Genomic DNA, 15,932 nt, shown 5'->3' on the forward strand with positions numbered 1-15,932 from the left:
GTGAATCGATTCAACGTCCCCCAACTTTGGCGAACCTATCACGGCGCCTTCTCCCAGAGCAAGTGAGCGATTGGTGAGCGCGCGGCGGCCCGCTCGATCTAGCGATAACTTCGACAGTGGTCGAGCAAGACCTCCGCTGAGCATTTCTTGACCATTCTGACCCCTACTTCGGGGGTCGGATTCGCCCGAGTCGTAGCCGTTTCACCAGGAATTCTCAGCCTGTTCGCACCGTCGACGAGCATCCATTGGGCCAGATCGCCGGTTGACAGGCTTCTGCCCGGCCCGGTAATCTCGACATGGGGATGTATTGAATCGATTCACCATACGAGGGTGGAAAGCTGCGATCCCTTCGCCCCATCGATGACGATTGGACCGACGATGACGTCGCACACGCCGCCCACTTTCGCCCGCAGACTGCTTCCCGCCGCACTCGCCGTGGCCGCTCTGATTCTGACCCCGCTCGCGCCCGCCGCGGCAGCGAACGCATCGTCGCAGAGCGCTTTGGCACCGGCCGGATCGTCGGCGGCGCTGGCCGCGGTCGTCGCCGACCCGCTGCTCGAGATCCCCGGCTTCGACGTCTCGGCGTTCCAGCATCCGACCGACCAGAAGCCGGCCGTGCTCTGGTTCTGGGATCGCACGCAGACCGAGGCGCAGATCGACGCCAAACTCGAATCCATCCACGCTGCCGGATTCACCGAGACGGTGATCTTCCGCTGGTTCGGCGACATCCCGGAGGCCTACTTCTCGGGGGCCTGGTTCGACCGGGTGGAACACCTGCTGCAGAAGTCGCGCGAACTCGGCATGACGGTCTGGCTCGACAACGACGACAAGTTCCCGAGCGGATCGGCCGGCGGCTTCATCGTGAACGGCGGCACCGTCGGCGACACCACGTACGCGCCACGGCCCGACCTGCGCGTGAAGACCCTGGCATCCGGTGGCTCTGCCGTGCGGAGCGGCGGACGGCCGATCGCGCTGCAGGATCTCTTCGGCAGCAGCGTGCAGCTCGAGAACGGGCAGGTGGTGGCCGATTCGACCAGCGCGCCCGGCATCACCCTGCTGCGCGACGGCGCCGGCTGGACCGACTACGCGGTCGACGCGACCTTCAGCATCGTGCGGGCCACGGCAGGATTCATGGTGCGCTCCCCCGACGAGCGGAACGGCTACCTCGTCGACGTGCGCGCCGACGGCAAGATCGACGTGTGGAACCAGCGCGACGGCGTTTTCAGCGCGCTGCGGGTCGGGTCGACCACCCGGCCCGGCTGGTCGGCGACCGCTCCGCACGACATCTCGATCAGCGTGGTCGGGTCACAGATCGCGATCACGCTCGACGGTGTCGCCGAACCGCCGCTCTCGGATGCCACGCATCCGGCCGGCGGCCTGGGCATGCGGGTCGACGGCAATCAGGCCTGGCGACTCGACGACCTGAACATCGCCTCCGTTCCCTCGGGCGAGGTGCTCTACGCCAACGACTTCAGTTCGGAGGACTCCGTCTCCGACTTCGACGCCGAGACCTCGATGCTCGAGAACGTGGTCGCCGTGGCCGCCCGGCCGGCCAGTGGCCCCGGCGCCACCGACCCGGACCAGATCGTCGACGTGACCCAGGACTACCTGGGCGACGGTGTCTGGGACGCCCCCGCGGGCGACTGGCGTATCGAGGCCTACCGGTACACTTTCCGCGCCGGAGACCGCGAATCGTATGCCGACACCCTCGATCCGGAGGCGCAGGATCTCTACACGAAGATCGTCTTCGACGAGTACTACGACCGGTTCAGCGACTACTTCGGCAGCACTCTGGTCGGTTTCGCCGACGACGAGCCGGAGGTAGGCCGTCACGGCGACGACCTGCCGCCCTGGACGCCGGCGCTGGCCGAGCGCCTCACCGACTCGGGGCTCGACACCGCCACCGTGGTGTCGTCGCTCTTCAACGATTACGGCGCGGCCGGTGAGACCCTGCGGTCGCAGTACTACCGCGCGATGTCCGACCAGTGGGTCGACGCCTACTGGAAGACCAAGTACGACTGGGCCGAGGCGCACGGCGTGAGCGTGCTGTCGAATCCGCTCTACGACGAGTACGGCCCGGCCGGCCGCGTGCACGAGTCGGGCAACCTGCTCACCATGCACCAGTGGGCGCAGGTGCCGGGCACCGACCTGATCGCCGATCAGGTGGAGAACGGGATGGTGCGCAACCTGCCCTACGAGCCCGCCAGCGTCGCCCACCAGCTCGGCCGGCCCCTCGTCTACGACGAGCTCATGGGCGCCACCGGATGGCAGAAGTCGCTCGCCGACGTGCGCCAGGGCACCGCGATGTCGGCGGTGCGCGGCATCAACAAGGCACTGTTCCACGCCACCTTCGACGCGCCGGAGACGGCGCCCTTCCCGCCGACCTTCAGCGACGACAACGTGTGGTGGAAGTTCCTGCCCGAGGTCACCGAATGGACCGGCCGGCTGATGGAGTTCGGTCGCCACACCACCGCCGCACCGACCGCCGTGCTGCAGATGCAGCGCGCGGCCGAGGCCGTGCAGCTCGGCGACCAGTCGTCGGTCGACCAGCCGTTCTTCGCCGTGGAGCATTCGCTCGAAGACGCCCAGGTGGACTTCGACCTGCTCGACGAAGGGGCCCTGAGCGGCGATCCGGCGATCCTCGCCCCCGCCGTGGTGACGGCCGACGGCACGCTCACGGTGGGCCGGATGACGTACTCGACGGTCGTCGTTCCGCAGGCGCCGCTGGTGTCGCTCGAAGCCGTGCAGACCTTGCTCGCGTTCGCCCAGGCCGGCGGCGAGGTGGTGTTCGCCGGTGCTCCTCCGATGACCGAGCTCCACGGGCGCGACGCCGAACTAGCATCCGCTCTCGCCGCCATCAGCGCGGCCGGCGGCGAGCGCGTGGTCACCACCGAGGTTCCGGGCGCGGCCGGCGCCGCCGCTGCGGCACTCGGCCAGGCGGGCGTGCAGCTCGCCGCCCCGAGCCCCAACGTGCGGGTGCTCCGTTTCCAGGAAGGAACGACCGCAGGCTACCTGCTGCTGAACGAGGGCAAGTCGGCGGTCGCGACCGACGTCACCTTCCCGGCCGCGGGCGTTCCGGTGCTCTGGGATCCCGACACCGGCGACGTGACCGAATTCTCGACCTACCGCACCGACGACGCGGGAACCACCGCGCGGATGACCCTCGAGCCCGGTGTGCCGGTGGGCGTCACCATGTCGGCCGCCACGTCGGAGCCGGCGGCGCACGCCCTCTCCACCACGGGCCCGGGGGTCGTTCAGGCGGTGTCGGGGGCGAACGGCCAGGTCACCGCCTCCGTGCGCAGCTCCGAATCCGGAACGACGGATGTGCGAGCCACCGACGGCCGCACCGAGTACTTCGGATCGGTGGTCACCCCCGAACTGCCCGCGGGCATCCCGCTCGACGGTGACTGGACGATGCAGCTCGGCAACGGCTCGGCCGCGGTCGACCGTCCCCTGAAGAGCTGGACCGATCTCGCCGCGAACTACTCCGGCACCGCCACCTACACCCACGAGTTCGATCTCACCGCCGCGCAGGCTGCGACGGCATGGACGCTCGATCTCGGCCGGGTCGCCAATGCGGCGGAGGTCAGCGTGAACGGCACGGCGATCGGAGACCGCATCGCGGCGCCCTACCGCCTCGACCTCGGCGACGCCCTGGTCGAAGGAACCAACACGCTCACCATCACGGTCACGAACACCGACGGCAACTCGCGCGGTATCGTCGCCGACTCCGGTCTGCTCGGCCCGGTGGCCCTGACCCCGTTCGCGGTCACCACGGCCGAGCTCGGCGCCCTGTCCGACGGCGGAGTGCGCACCACCGGGGCGAGCGCCACGATGGACGCCTCCGGCGTGTTCGCCGCGGTGACGGTCGAGGTCGAGAACACCACCGACGAGGAGGTCACCGGCGTCGCCGAGATCTCGGGGTCAGGATGGCAGCCCGGGCCGGGCGCTCCGGTCACCGTTCCGCCGGGTGGCACGGCCACCGCAACGGCCACTGTGTCGGCATCCGGATTCATCCCCGACGGCACGGTGGAGCTCACCGCCGCCTTCGTGGTCGACGGCAGCCGGGTGGATGCGCGATTCGTCACGCTCGATACCTCGTTCAGCACCCCACCGGTGGAGGCGGGCGACCACGTCGACCTCGGCGACGCGGCCTCCGAGTCGGCGCACCACGTCACCGCCTCGGCCACGAGCGGCACGAACACCGAAGCCGGACTCACCCGCCGCTACGGCGGCTACCGGGTGCCCGACGCCTGGTATCAGTTCGATCTCGACGTGACGGCCGGGCAGCCGTTCCTGCTGCAGGGTCTCGAGACCTACAACGGCGACCCCCAGGTGAAGGGCTATCGGGTGTTCGTCGACGGTTCGCTCGTGGCCACGCGCCTCAATGTGCGCGACCTGCACCAGGAGGGCACGGCCGCTTACCGCCTGGTCGTGCCGGCCGATGCCGTCGCCTCCGACCGGGTGACGGTGCGGTTCCAGAGCCTCAGCAACCCCGACTACTCCGATCCGTCGGTCGCCGACGTCTGGGCCGTGCCGCTCGCGGCCGACACCACGGCCCCCGTCGTCACGGCCTCCGTCTCGGCCGGCCTGCCAGGAGACGGCGGCTGGCAGCGCGGGCCGGCGACGGTGCTGCTCACGGCGGTCGACGACCGCCCGGGCGACATCGACCTCGAGTACGACGCGGGCGACGGATGGACCGCCTACGAGGCAGGCATCACGGTCGCCGCCGAGGGCATCACGACGATCGCCTACCGCGCGACGGATGCCGCGGGCAACGCGTCGGAGTCGGGCACCGTGCCCGTGCAGATCGACTCGATCGCTCCGGCCGTGACGGCGGCGCTCGACCACGAGTACGCCCCGGATGTCGCGATCGCTCCGGCGTCGCTCACCCTCACCGGAACGGATGCCGGCTCCGGTGTCGCCGAGACCCGCTATCGGGTCGACGAGGGCGCGTGGACGACGGGGGCGCAGATCGACCTCGCCGATGCGGGAACGCACACCATCACCTACGCCGCTGCCGACGTGGCGGGGAACGTGAGTGCCGACGCGGAGTACCGGGTGACCGTCCTCGCTGAGGCGCCCACGGGGCCGATGGTCTCGGCGTCGGTGTCGAAGGCGGGGCAGGCCGGCTGGCATCTCGGCGGCGCAGCCGTCACGCTCACGGCCACCCCCGGCTCGGCCTCGGCGGCGATCCCGTCGATCGAGTACGCCCTCGGCGACGGCGACTGGCAGAGCTACTCGGCGCCGGTCGCGCTCGCGGAGGGGTCGACGACGGTGAGGTACCGCGCTACGGATGACGACGGGCGGGTGAGCCCGGCCGCCTCCATCACGGCGCGGGTCGACGCCACCGCACCCCGCGGCTGGGCCTGGTTCAGCACGGAGGGCGACGCCTACACGACCGTGCAGGACGAGCTGTCAGGAGCCGGCCTCGGTCAGTACTCGGTCGACGGCGAGTCCTGGTTCGGCGGTCTCGACGCGCTGGTGGCCGGCACGGAGCTGTCGGGGCATCCGGAGCTCTGGTTCCGCTCCACCGATGTGGCCGGCAACAGCGGCGAGATCGTGCGGGCGGAGCGGCAGGAGGCGCCCTCGTCGCTGGACGTTCTTCCCGGAAGGACGATCGTCGCCGAGGGGTACGCGTTCACGCCGGGCTCCGAGGTGCGGGTGGAGCTGCATTCCGACCCGGTGCTGCTCGGCACGGGTGTCGCGACGGCGCGGGGGGTGGTGACGGTGCACAGTGTGGTTCCGGCCTCCGTGGCCGCGGGCTCGCACAGCTTGGTGTTCGTGGAGGAGGCGGGCGGATCGGTCACGATCCCCGCCGACGTGCTCGCGAACACGGGCAGCGGCGCGCTCCTGCCGGCCGGCATCGCCCTGGTGGTGCTGCTGACCGGAGGGCTGCTGGTGGTCGCCCGGCGCATCCGTCGTCGCCCGGACGCTCGCACCTCAGGGCACTGACACCCCGCGCACGATCGCCAAGATCTGCGCCGGCACCGCCTCGTCTTGCAGACTCGTGGTGTCGCCCAGAGCCCGACCGTCGACGATGTCGCCGAGGAGGCGCCGCATGATCTTGCCCGAGCGGGTCTTCGGCAGGTCGGGCACGAGCACGATGTCGCGGGGCTTGGCGATCGGGCCGATCTCCTTCGCGACGTGAGCGCGCAACTCGGACTGGATCGCGGCGGCGGCACGGCGCCATCCGTCGGCATCGAGCTGCTCTCCCCCGGCGCCGCTGCGCTGGGCGGGGATCACGAACGCGGCGATCCCCTGACCAGTGGTGTCGTCGTGCACGCCCACCACGCCGGCTTCGCCGACCAGCGGATGCGACACCAGCGCCGATTCGATCTCGATCGTCGAGAGACGGTGACCGGAGACGTTGATGACGTCGTCGACGCGGCCGAGCAACCAGATGTCGCCGTCGAGGTCGTATTTCGCGCCGTCTCCGGAGAAGAAGTAGCCCTGCTCGGCGTAGCGGCGCCAGTAGGCGTCGAGGTAGCGCTGCGGATTCCCCCACACCGTGCGGGCCATGCTCGGCCAGGTGCCGGCCACCACGAGGTAGCCGCCGCTGCCCCTCTCGACCTCGGTGCCCTGCTCGTCGACGACGAGGGTGCGGAGGCCGGGCAGTGCGCGAGTTGCACTCCCGGGCTTCAAGGTGGTGACGCCCGGCAACGGCGCCATGATCGCCGCGCCCGTCTCCGACTGCCACCAGGTGTCGACGATGGGCGCGCGGCCGGCCCCGATGTTCTCGTGGAACCACACCCAGGCCTCGGGGTTGATCGCCTCGCCGACCGTGCCGAGCAAGCGGATGCTCGACAGGTCGTATTCGGCTGGCACGCCATCCGGGAACCACGTCATCAGCGTGCGGATGAGGGTCGGAGCCGTGTAGTAGGTGGTGACGCCGTAGCGTTCGATGATCTCGAAGTGCCGCGCAGTGTGCGGGCTGTTCGGGATGCCCTCGTAGATCACCTGGGTGACGCCGTTGGAGAGAGGGCCGTAGATCTCGTACGTGTGCGCGGTGACCCAGGCGAGATCCGCGGTGCACCAGTGCACGTCATCGGGCTTCACGTCGAACATGGCCCAGTGGGTCCAGGATGCCTGCGTGAGGTAGCCGCCGGAGGTGTGCACGAGGCCCTTGGGCTTTCCGGTGGTGCCGCTGGTGTAGATGATGAACAGCGGCGTCTCGGAGTCGAAGTACTCGGGGGTGTGCTGGTCGCTGGCCTGGTCGACGGTCTCGTGCCACCAGAGGTCGCGGCCTGGCGTCCACGGCACATCCGGGGTCTCGTCGCCGGTGCGGCGCACCACGAGCACGTGCTCGATGGCGTTCTCGCCGGCTACGGCTTCGTCGGCGTTCTGCTTGACGGGCACGGCCTGGCCGCGCCGGAACTGGCCGTCGGTGGTGACGAGCAGCTTCGCCCCGGTGTCCTCGACCCGGAATTTGAGGGCCTCGGCCGAGAAGCCACCGAACACGAGCGAGTGGATGGCGCCGAGGCGGGCCACTGCGAGGGTGATGATGACCGTCTCGGCGATGACCGGAAGGTAGATGACGACCCGATCGCCTTTCGTGATGCCGAGCTCGGTGAGGGCGTTGGCCGCCTTGGCCACCTCGCGCTGCAGCTCGGCATAGCAGATCTCCCGCCGGTCACCGCGCTCGCCTTCGACGTACAGGGCGATCTTGTCGCCCCGGCCCGCAGCGACATGTCGGTCGACGCAGTTCACGGCCACATTGAGGGTGCCGCCGGCGAACCACTCTGCGGCGGGCACGGTGAGCTCGGCGGTGTCGGTATCGCTGCCGCCGCCGCCGTGGCCGCGGGCGCTGTCGGCGCTGCGGGCATCCCGCGCGGGCGTCCAGCTGTGCGTGGTGTGCCACGGCGTGTGCCAGTCGAGGCGCCGTGCCTGCTCGGCCCAGAACCCCACGGCGTCCTCGGCCGCGGCCGCCCAGAGGCTCCCGTCGACGTTCGCCTGACCCGCGAACCCGGCGCTCGGCGGGTACCGCCGGCTCTCGTTCGACAGATTGACGATGGTCTCCCCCGAGGGCGCAGCACTACTCACCCTCCGACGCTAGAACGTCCTGCCAGGCAGCCAAAAACGTCCCGACACCGGGCGTAATGCGAGGTAGTTTGAGCTGTGGACGATCGAATCCGACCCGAGCACCTCTGCTCGCCGCCACCTGTCGCCGATGCGAAGCCCGGCACGACCTGGAAGTGCCGCACCTGCCGCGCCCGCTACACCCGTCGCGGAGCATCCTGGCAACAGACGAAGAAGCCCCGCAGTCGCGTCTGGGCGATCATCAGGTCCATCGTCGACGGCATCCTCAGCATCCCGTAACCGCGGGTCACCGGGCTGCGGCACGCCGCGCTTCGTTACGCAAACGCGATCCGACTGTGATTCGCGCGGCTCTACAGTCGACACATGGCCCGCCGTCTCCGGATCCTCTTCGTCGCCGGCGCCGTCGCGGTGCTGCTGACCGGTTGCAGCCCCGTCCAGCAAGGCCAGATCGGGATCACCCGAGATGCCCAGGGCGGGATCGTCGCGCTCTTCGAGACGTGCAGCGAGTCGATCGACCTCGTCGTCATCGCCGGCAAGGCCGTGCTGCGCGGCGATCCAGACGTCGACCTGCATCGTTGGGATTTCGACGGGCCCGTCGCTCCGCTGCCGTTCCTCGACGATTTCGGCCTCGACCCCGACACCAGGTACGTGTTGGATGCCTCGGCGATCGACCCCGGGTGGGGCTGGTCGGCCAACGAACGAAAGAACCTCGGCTCGGTCTGGTTTGATGCGCAGGATCTCGACCTCCTCAACCCCGACACGGTGCTGTTCGGAGATCCGGAGCATCACGGGGCGACGCTGGTGACGACGCCGGAGCGGTTCCGCTCGATCGCGTGCCCGGTCGATTAGCGGCTGCGCTACCAGCGGCGTGTGAAGGGGAGGGGCTTTCGCATCCGGATCAGCAGCAGGATCGGGATGATGACGTACGGCAGGTTGAAGGCCAGGAACTTCAGCGGATTCTGCGTCTGGAATTCCGGCTCGCCGAAGAACTCGACACCGAACACCACGACACCCGTGATCATCGAGATCGCCGAGGCGTAGATGACGGCAGGCAGCTGGATCCAGTTGCGCCCCGTGAGCAGGCAGAAGGCCAGCAGCAGGTAGAACGGGCCGTAGACGAAGGCCGACAGGCCAGTGACGAAGCGCATCCAGACCGGCGGGTCGATGAACAGCGGATCGGCGTCGTGGCCGTACCAGTAGTTCGACTGAGCCAGCCAGTTCGTCGAGTCGGCGGTGATCGGGATGCCGATGGTCGGCACCAGATCGCTGATGCCGCTGGTGACCGTGAAAACCAGGAAGATCACCGCGAACGCGATGTCGAACGGCCGCTGCCGGAGCGGCAGATTGATCGGCTTCGGCGGCTTCGCCCCACGCGCATCGATCGTGACCTCGAGGGTCGGAAGCGGGGCGGCGGCAGCGGGTTCAGCGGGAGAGTCAGCGGTCACCCCGGAATTCTACGACCGGTCGACGCTGCAGCCGGGGAGCGGCGCGACCCGTGTACGCTGAGTGCTCAGACATCTGAGGAGCCCGTCATGAAGTCGCTGAAGCGCAGTGGTCTGGTCGAACTCACGGCCGAAGCGCTCACCGAGCAGATCGCCGCCGGCACCTGGCCGGTCGGCTCGGCGCTGCCGGGCGAGGTCAAGCTCGCCGAACAGCTCGGCGTCGGCCGCTCCACCGTGCGCGAAGCCACGCGCGCCCTCGTGCAGGCAGGCCTCCTCGAATCGCGCCAGGGCTCGGGCACCTACGTGCTCTCCACCACCCCTCGCGACAGCTGGGGCTCTGCGCTGCACGCCGCCCAGGTCATCGAGGTCTACGAGGTGCGGGAGGCACTCGAGGTGCAAGCCGCCGCCCTCGCAGCGCACCGACGCACCGACGACGACCTCGTGCGCATCCGTGCCGCCTTCGAGGCCCGCGAAGCACTGGTGGCCGACCAGGTCGCCCGAGCGGTCGCGTTCGTCGACGCCGACCTCGTCTTCCACCGCGCCGTGGTCGAGGCGGCGCACAACCCGTTGCTGCTGCGCATCTTCGACTCCTTCGTGCCGAAGCTCACCGAGACGCTCGTCGCCGTGGTGCGCGAGCAGTCGCTCGTTGGCCACGACCTCGACGCCACCCATGCCGAACTCCTCGACGCCATCGTGGCCGCCGATCCGGCTGCGGCCATCGCTGCCGTGACCTCGAACGTGCACGAGACCATCCAGATTCTGCGCGACTGAGATGAGAAACCCCCAGCGCCCCCGCTCCGGAGCCACGGCCACGGCCACCACCCCTGGCCTCTGGCTCCTGGTCTCCACCCACACGGTCAACGATTTCTACACCGGCGCCGTCGCCGCGCTCCTGCCCTTCCTCGTGCTGGAGCAGCGCTACGACTACGCGGCGGTGGCCGGCATCACCCTCGCCGCGAGCTCGCTCTCGAGCGTGGCGCAACCCGTCTTCGGCATTCTCAGCGACCGCTTCGCGTCGCGCTGGCTCATCCTCGCGGGAATGGCGGTGGCCGCCACCGGCATCGCCCTCAGCGGCGTCGTCTCGGGCTCGTACTGGCTCACCTGGATCGTCATCGCCCTCTCGGGCATCGGCATCGCCGCCTACCACCCGGCCGCCACCATGGCCGCGCGCGAAGCCGGCGGCGGGTCGAACCGCTCGATGAGCATCTTCTCCGTGGGCGGCAACGTCGGCGTCGCGCTCGCGCCCACCGGCGTCATCCTCACCGTCGGCACGCTCGGGCTCGGGGCGACTCCCCTGCTCGCCATCCCCGCGGTCGTCATGGTCGTCGTGTACCTGCTCCGGATGCGCGTGGTGCGCAGGCGCGCCCGCCCCGTCACCGCCTCGGTCACCCCTGCGCCCGCCGGTGAGTCGTTTCCCTCCGACTCGGAGTCGCGCGGCGCCGCCCTGGAGCCCGCGATCGACGTCGCACTCGAGGAAGAGCTCGTCGAGAACGCCGCGAGCTCGGCGTCTGCGTCAGCCGACGGGAACTCGGCGACGGATTCGGCGCATCCGCTCGACCCACCCCTCCGCGACGACTGGCGCGCCTTCGCCTGGCTCACCCTGGTGCTCGCGTTCTGGTCGGTCGCCTACATCGGCGTCTCGTCGTTCATCTCCCTGTTCCAGATCCAGCAATTCGGCGTCGACGAGGCCACCGCTTCCATCGCGCTCACCGTCTTCCCGGCCGCGGGAGCCGCGGGCACGCTCGCCGGGGGCTTTCTCGCCGACCGGTGGGGTCGGATGCGCACCATCCGCTCGGGCTACATCGCGGCGGCGCTCGGCACGATCGTGATCGTGTTCGCGCCGAACACGGTCGTCGTGGTTGCCGCGACCGCCGTCGTGGGGTTCACGATCTTCTTGCCCTTCGCGCCGCAGATCACCCTGTCGCACTCCTACCTGCCGAACCGCGTCGGCACGGCGAGCGGTCTCACCCTCGGTTTGACGCTCTCGCTCGGCGGATTCCTCAACCCGCTGCTCGGCGTGCTCGCCGACAACACCACGGTGCACACCGTCTTCGCCCTGATCGCCGTGTTGCTCGCCGTCGGGTTCGCCCTGTCGTTCCTCCTCCGCGAGCGCACCGCGCTGAGCTCCACGAAGTCGCTCTAAGTCGGCCTCAAGGAGGCGGCAGAGGCTACTTGGCGCGACTTCGCGACGCCGTTCGCGCTACTTCGCGACGCCGGGAGCGGCGGGGCGCGTGAGCATGAGCATGTCCATGCGACCCGACTGCACGATCTCGTCGCGCTGGTTGCGGAGGGTCAGGCGGCGCTCGACCACACCCGTCGTGCCCGAGGAGGTGAGGCGCAGGCCCAGGATCTCGACGGTGCAGGTCAGAGTGTCACCGATGAACACCGGGGCGGTGAAGCGCCACTCGTCGATGCCGAGGAGTGCCGCCGACGAGCCCTCGAACACGCCGGTGCGGGCGATCAGCCCGAGCGCGAGCGACGCGCCGTAGAGGCCGTGCACCAGGCGCTGCCCGTAGCGGGTGGCCGCCGCGAACTCGGCATCGGTGTGCAGCTGGTTGTTGTCGTTGGTGAGCGCGGCGAACATCACCACGTCGGTCTCCGTGACCGTCTTGCCGGGCGTGACGAAGGTCTGCCCGGCCTGGAAGTCCTCGAAGTAGTGCGGCATGATGCGGCAGGCCTCAGGCGGTGACGACTTCGGGCGACCCGACGGCGCCGGCCGGCATCTCGGCGGCGAGGCGGTTCGCCTCCTCGATCAGCGTCGCCACGATCTCCGACTCGGGAACGGTCTTGATGACCTCGCCCTTCACGAAGATCTGGCCCTTGCCGTTGCCCGAGGCGACCCCGAGGTCGGCCTCGCGGGCCTCGCCCGGGCCGTTCACGACGCATCCCATCACCGCGACGCGGAGCGGAACGGTCATGCCCTCGAGCCCGTCGGTCACGTCGTTCGCGAGCGTGTAGACGTCGACCTGGGCGCGCCCGCACGACGGGCACGACACGATCTCGAGCTTGCGCTCACGCAGGTTCAGCGACTGCAGGATCTGCAGCCCCACCTTCACCTCTTCGGCCGGCGGGGCCGAGAGCGAGACGCGGATGGTGTCGCCGATGCCTTCGGAGAGCAGGATGCCGAACGCGGTCGCGCTCTTGATGGTGCCCTGGAACGACGGCCCGGCCTCGGTGACACCGAGGTGCAGCGGCCAGTCGCCGCGCTCGGCGAGCAGACGGTAGGCCTTCACCATGACGATCGGGTCGTTGTGCTTCACCGAGATCTTGAAGTCGTGGAAGTCATGCTCCTCGAACAGCGACGCCTCCCAGACGGCGCTCTCCACGAGCGCCTCGGGAGTGGCCTTGCCATACTTCTCGAGCAGGCGCGGGTCGAGCGACCCGGCGTTCACACCGATGCGGATGGAGACGCCCGCGGCCTTCGCGGCGGCGGCGATCTCACCCACCTTGTCGTCGAACTTGCGGATGTTGCCGGGGTTCACCCGAACACCCGCGCACCCCGCGTCGATCGCGGCGAACACATAGTTCGGCTGGAAGTGGATGTCGGCGATCACGGGGATCTGGCTCTTCTTCGCGATGATCGGCAGCGCTTCGGCGTCGTCACGCGACGGCACCGCCACCCGCACGATGTCGCATCCGGATGCCGTCAATTCGGCGATCTGCTGCAGCGTCGCGTTGATGTTCGGCGTGGGTGTCGTGGTCATCGACTGCACGCTCACCTGCGCATCGCCACCCACGAGAACCTTGCCGACCTTGATCTGGCGGGACTTGCGCCGCGGCGCCAGGGTTTCGGGAGCCTTGGGCATCCCTAAGTTGATTGCAGCCACCATTTCAGTCTAGGACCGCAATCTGAACGGCGGGTCAGCAGCGGCCGAACGGTCAGGCGCGCCCGGCACCGTCAGCCGAAGATGTTGATCGGCTTCACGATGTCGGCGTAGACCAGCAGCGCGGTCATGCCGCCGAAGAAGATGACCACCACGAAGGTGAGCGGCATCAGCTTCGCCGCATCCACGGGGCCCGGGTCTTTGCGCTTGAACAGCTTCGCGAAGCCGCGCCGGATGGCCTCCCAGAGGGCCGCGGCCACGTGCCCGCCGTCGAGCGGCGTGAGCGGCACGAGGTTGATGACGAACAACGCGATGTTGAGCGAACCCAGCAGGCCCAGCAGGCTCGCCGCCTTGGAGGCGAGCGGGATGGTGTCGATGGACGCGATCTCGCCCGCCACCCGGCCGACGCCGACGACGCTGATCGGGCCGTTCACGTCGCGCTCCCCCGAACCGAACGCCGCCTGGGCGACGTCATAGAGGCGCTGCGGGAGGTTCGCCACGATGCCGACCGTGCTGCCGATGTTCTCACCGATGAGCGGGAACACCGCGGTGATCGGTTGCGGAACGAGCTCGGAGGCCGCTCCGATACCCACGAAACCGACGTCTTCGGTCTTCTTCGTGCCGTCGGCGTTCAGGGCCACCTCGCCCTTGTCGTCGAGCACGTAGCGTTGGGTGAGCAGCGGTGTGACGCTCAGTGTGGTCTCGACGCCGTCGCGCAGCACGACGAGTGCCAGGGTCTCCCCGGCCGACTCCCGGATGATGTCGGTCGACTGCGCCCAACTCGTGATCGGCGTGCCATCCAGACTCACCAGCTTGTCACCGGGTTTCAGGCCCGCCGCCGCGCCCGGCGACTGCTGGTCGCCCGTCGCGCACTCCGTCTGGTCGCTGGTGGCCGGGAGCACGCAGGCTGAGACGCTGCCCACGGTGGTCGAGGTCTGCGCCGTGCCGAAACCCACCAGCACGATCGAGAAGAACACCACGGCGAGCACGAGGTTCATGAACGGGCCGCCGAGCATCACGATGATGCGTTGCCAGACGGGCTTGCGGTAGAAGGCGCGGTCTTCTTCGAGACCGATGGAGAGCTGGCTGACCTGGCGCGCATCCTGCACCATCGATTGGAAGAACCCCGTGCTGTTGGCCACGGGCTTCTCGCCGGCTCGGCGCGGCGGGAACATGCCGACCATCGAGATGTAGCCGCCGAGTGGCACGGCCTTCACGCCGTACTCGGTCTCCCCGCGCTTGCGGGAGAAGACGGTCGGCCCGAAGCCGATCATGTACTGCGTCACCTTGATGCCGAAGAGTTTGGCCGGAACGAGGTGCCCCACCTCGTGCAGACCGATGGAGACGGCGATGCCGACGGCGATGATGAGCACGCCGAGAATGAACTGCAGGACCGTTTCCACAGGAGGACACTACCTTGGCTGCCGAGGACGCCGCTGATGGTTGGCTGAGCGCCCGATGAACGGATGCGCGGGCCCGCGCCGGCGCGTCAGACCGCGGCGATGAGTGCGTCGGCCGTCGCCCGCGCCCATTCCTCCGACTCGGCCAGCGACTCGCGCGTGACGACCTCGGAGTGCATCTCGTGCGCATCCACCACCCGCGCCACGGTGTCGACGATGTCGAGGAACCCGATCCGCCCGGCGTGGAAAGCCGCCACCGCCTGCTCGTTCGCCGCGTTGAACACGGCCGGGAAGCTGCCGCCGGCGCGCCCCACCTGCTTGGCGAGCTCCACGGCGGGGAAGGCTTCCTCGTCGAGCGGTTCGAAGGTCCAGCTGTGCGCGGCGGTCCAGTCGATGGGCCTGCCGACGCCCGACACGCGGTGCGGCCAGTCCAGGCCCAGCGAGATCGGCAACCGCATGTCGGGCGGTGAGGCCTGCGCGATGGTCGATCCGTCGGTGAACTCCACCATCGAGTGCACGAGCGACTGCGGATGCACGGTCACCTCGATGTCGCCATAAGCGACGTCGAAGAGCAGATGAGCCTCGATCACCTCGAGACCCTTGTTCACGAGCGTCGCCGAGTTCGTGGTGACCACGAGACCCATGTCCCAGGTGGGATGCGCGAGGGCCTCGCGCGGCGTCACATCTTTCATCGACGCACGGCTACGACCCCGGAACGGGCCCCCGGATGCGGTGAGCACGAGCCGGGACACCTCGCCCGCGGTGCCCGACCGCAACGCCTGGGCGATGGCCGAGTGCTCGGAGTCGACGGGCACGATCTGCCCGGGTCGCGCGGCGTCGCGAACGAGGTCGCCGCCGACGATGAGGCTCTCCTTGTTGGCGAGCGCGAGAGTGCGTCCTGCTTCGAGGGTGGCGAGCGTCGGGCCGAGCCCGACCGATCCGGTGATGCCGTTCAGCACCACGTCGGCCTCGATGTCGCGCACCATCTGCTCGGCTTCGAGCGCACCGAGACCGGTGTCGGCCACGGCGAACTCGTTCGCCTGCGCATCGAGCGCCTCCCGATTGCTGCCCGCGACGAGGCCGACGACGTCGAACAGCTCGGGATTCGAGCGGATGACGTCGAGCGCCTGAACGCCGATGGAACCGGTGGAGCCGAGGATGATGACGCGTCTCATAGCGCCATCATCCCATCACGGCCGGGTGGCTGCCGGGGCGCTGAAGCTCCC

Annotated in this window: 11 protein-coding genes; 5 read left to right on the forward strand and 6 right to left on the reverse strand. The window is 69.3% G+C overall.

Annotated elements, in window-relative coordinates:
• Positions 1 to 378 precede the first annotated feature (378 nt).
• Complete coding sequence (locus N1027_RS17180; RefSeq protein WP_259509442.1) at positions 379 to 5,955, forward strand: OmpL47-type beta-barrel domain-containing protein; 5,577 nt, start codon at positions 379 to 381, stop codon at positions 5,953 to 5,955.
• Here N1027_RS17180 and acs read toward each other — a convergent pair.
• The gene (gene acs / locus N1027_RS17185) at positions 5,944 to 8,043 is read right to left on the reverse strand and encodes an acetate--CoA ligase (protein WP_259509443.1); all 2,100 of its coding nucleotides are present in this window, start codon (positions 8,041 to 8,043) and stop codon (positions 5,944 to 5,946) included. The two genes, N1027_RS17180 and acs, sit on opposite strands and share 12 nt — an antisense overlap.
• Before the next feature lie 75 nt (positions 8,044 to 8,118).
• Between acs and N1027_RS17190 the strand changes: the two genes are divergently transcribed.
• Together N1027_RS17190 and N1027_RS17195 are read left to right on the forward strand one after the other, a co-directional pair.
• Positions 8,119 to 8,319, forward strand: a complete 201-nt coding sequence (locus tag N1027_RS17190) for a hypothetical protein (protein ID WP_259509444.1) — start codon at positions 8,119 to 8,121, stop codon at positions 8,317 to 8,319.
• 84 nt (positions 8,320 to 8,403) lie between these two features.
• Positions 8,404 to 8,889 (forward strand): hypothetical protein, encoded by a 486-nt coding sequence (locus N1027_RS17195; RefSeq protein ID WP_259509446.1) that lies wholly within the window; start codon positions 8,404 to 8,406, stop codon positions 8,887 to 8,889.
• 8 nt (positions 8,890 to 8,897) lie between these two features.
• Here the strand turns inward: N1027_RS17195 and N1027_RS20180 are convergent, their stop codons facing one another.
• The gene (locus N1027_RS20180; RefSeq protein ID WP_259509447.1) at positions 8,898 to 9,485 is read right to left on the reverse strand and encodes an EXPERA domain-containing protein; all 588 of its coding nucleotides are present in this window, start codon (positions 9,483 to 9,485) and stop codon (positions 8,898 to 8,900) included.
• A gap of 87 nt (positions 9,486 to 9,572) precedes the next feature.
• Between N1027_RS20180 and N1027_RS17205 the strand changes: the two genes are divergently transcribed.
• On the forward strand, positions 9,573 to 10,253 hold the full coding sequence (locus N1027_RS17205; RefSeq protein ID WP_259509449.1) for a FadR/GntR family transcriptional regulator: 681 nt from the start codon (positions 9,573 to 9,575) through the stop codon (positions 10,251 to 10,253).
• Position 10,254: 1 nt separating this feature from the next.
• Positions 10,255 to 11,625: an MFS transporter gene (locus N1027_RS17210; RefSeq protein WP_259509452.1), complete on the forward strand. Its 1,371-nt coding sequence runs from the start codon at positions 10,255 to 10,257 to the stop codon at positions 11,623 to 11,625.
• 57 nt (positions 11,626 to 11,682) lie between these two features.
• Here N1027_RS17210 and N1027_RS17215 read toward each other — a convergent pair whose 3' ends face one another.
• The 4 genes from N1027_RS17215 to dxr form a co-directional block, all read right to left on the reverse strand.
• Positions 11,683 to 12,147, reverse strand: coding sequence for a MaoC/PaaZ C-terminal domain-containing protein (locus N1027_RS17215; protein WP_259509454.1), 465 nt, complete (start codon positions 12,145 to 12,147; stop codon positions 11,683 to 11,685).
• Positions 12,148 to 12,160: 13 nt separating this feature from the next.
• Positions 12,161 to 13,309 (reverse strand): flavodoxin-dependent (E)-4-hydroxy-3-methylbut-2-enyl-diphosphate synthase, encoded by a 1,149-nt coding sequence (gene ispG / locus N1027_RS17220; protein ID WP_259509456.1) that lies wholly within the window; start codon positions 13,307 to 13,309, stop codon positions 12,161 to 12,163.
• A 71-nt stretch (positions 13,310 to 13,380) separates the two neighbouring features.
• Positions 13,381 to 14,709: a M50 family metallopeptidase gene (locus N1027_RS17225; RefSeq protein WP_259509458.1), complete on the reverse strand. Its 1,329-nt coding sequence runs from the start codon at positions 14,707 to 14,709 to the stop codon at positions 13,381 to 13,383.
• An 86-nt stretch (positions 14,710 to 14,795) separates the two neighbouring features.
• Positions 14,796 to 15,881, reverse strand: coding sequence for a 1-deoxy-D-xylulose-5-phosphate reductoisomerase (gene dxr / locus N1027_RS17230; protein ID WP_259509460.1), 1,086 nt, complete (start codon positions 15,879 to 15,881; stop codon positions 14,796 to 14,798).
• Positions 15,882 to 15,932 lie beyond the last annotated feature (51 nt).

It is taken from the genome of Herbiconiux aconitum, assembly GCF_024979235.1.
In the GTDB taxonomy this organism is placed as follows: Bacteria; Actinomycetota; Actinomycetes; order Actinomycetales; family Microbacteriaceae; genus Herbiconiux; species Herbiconiux aconitum.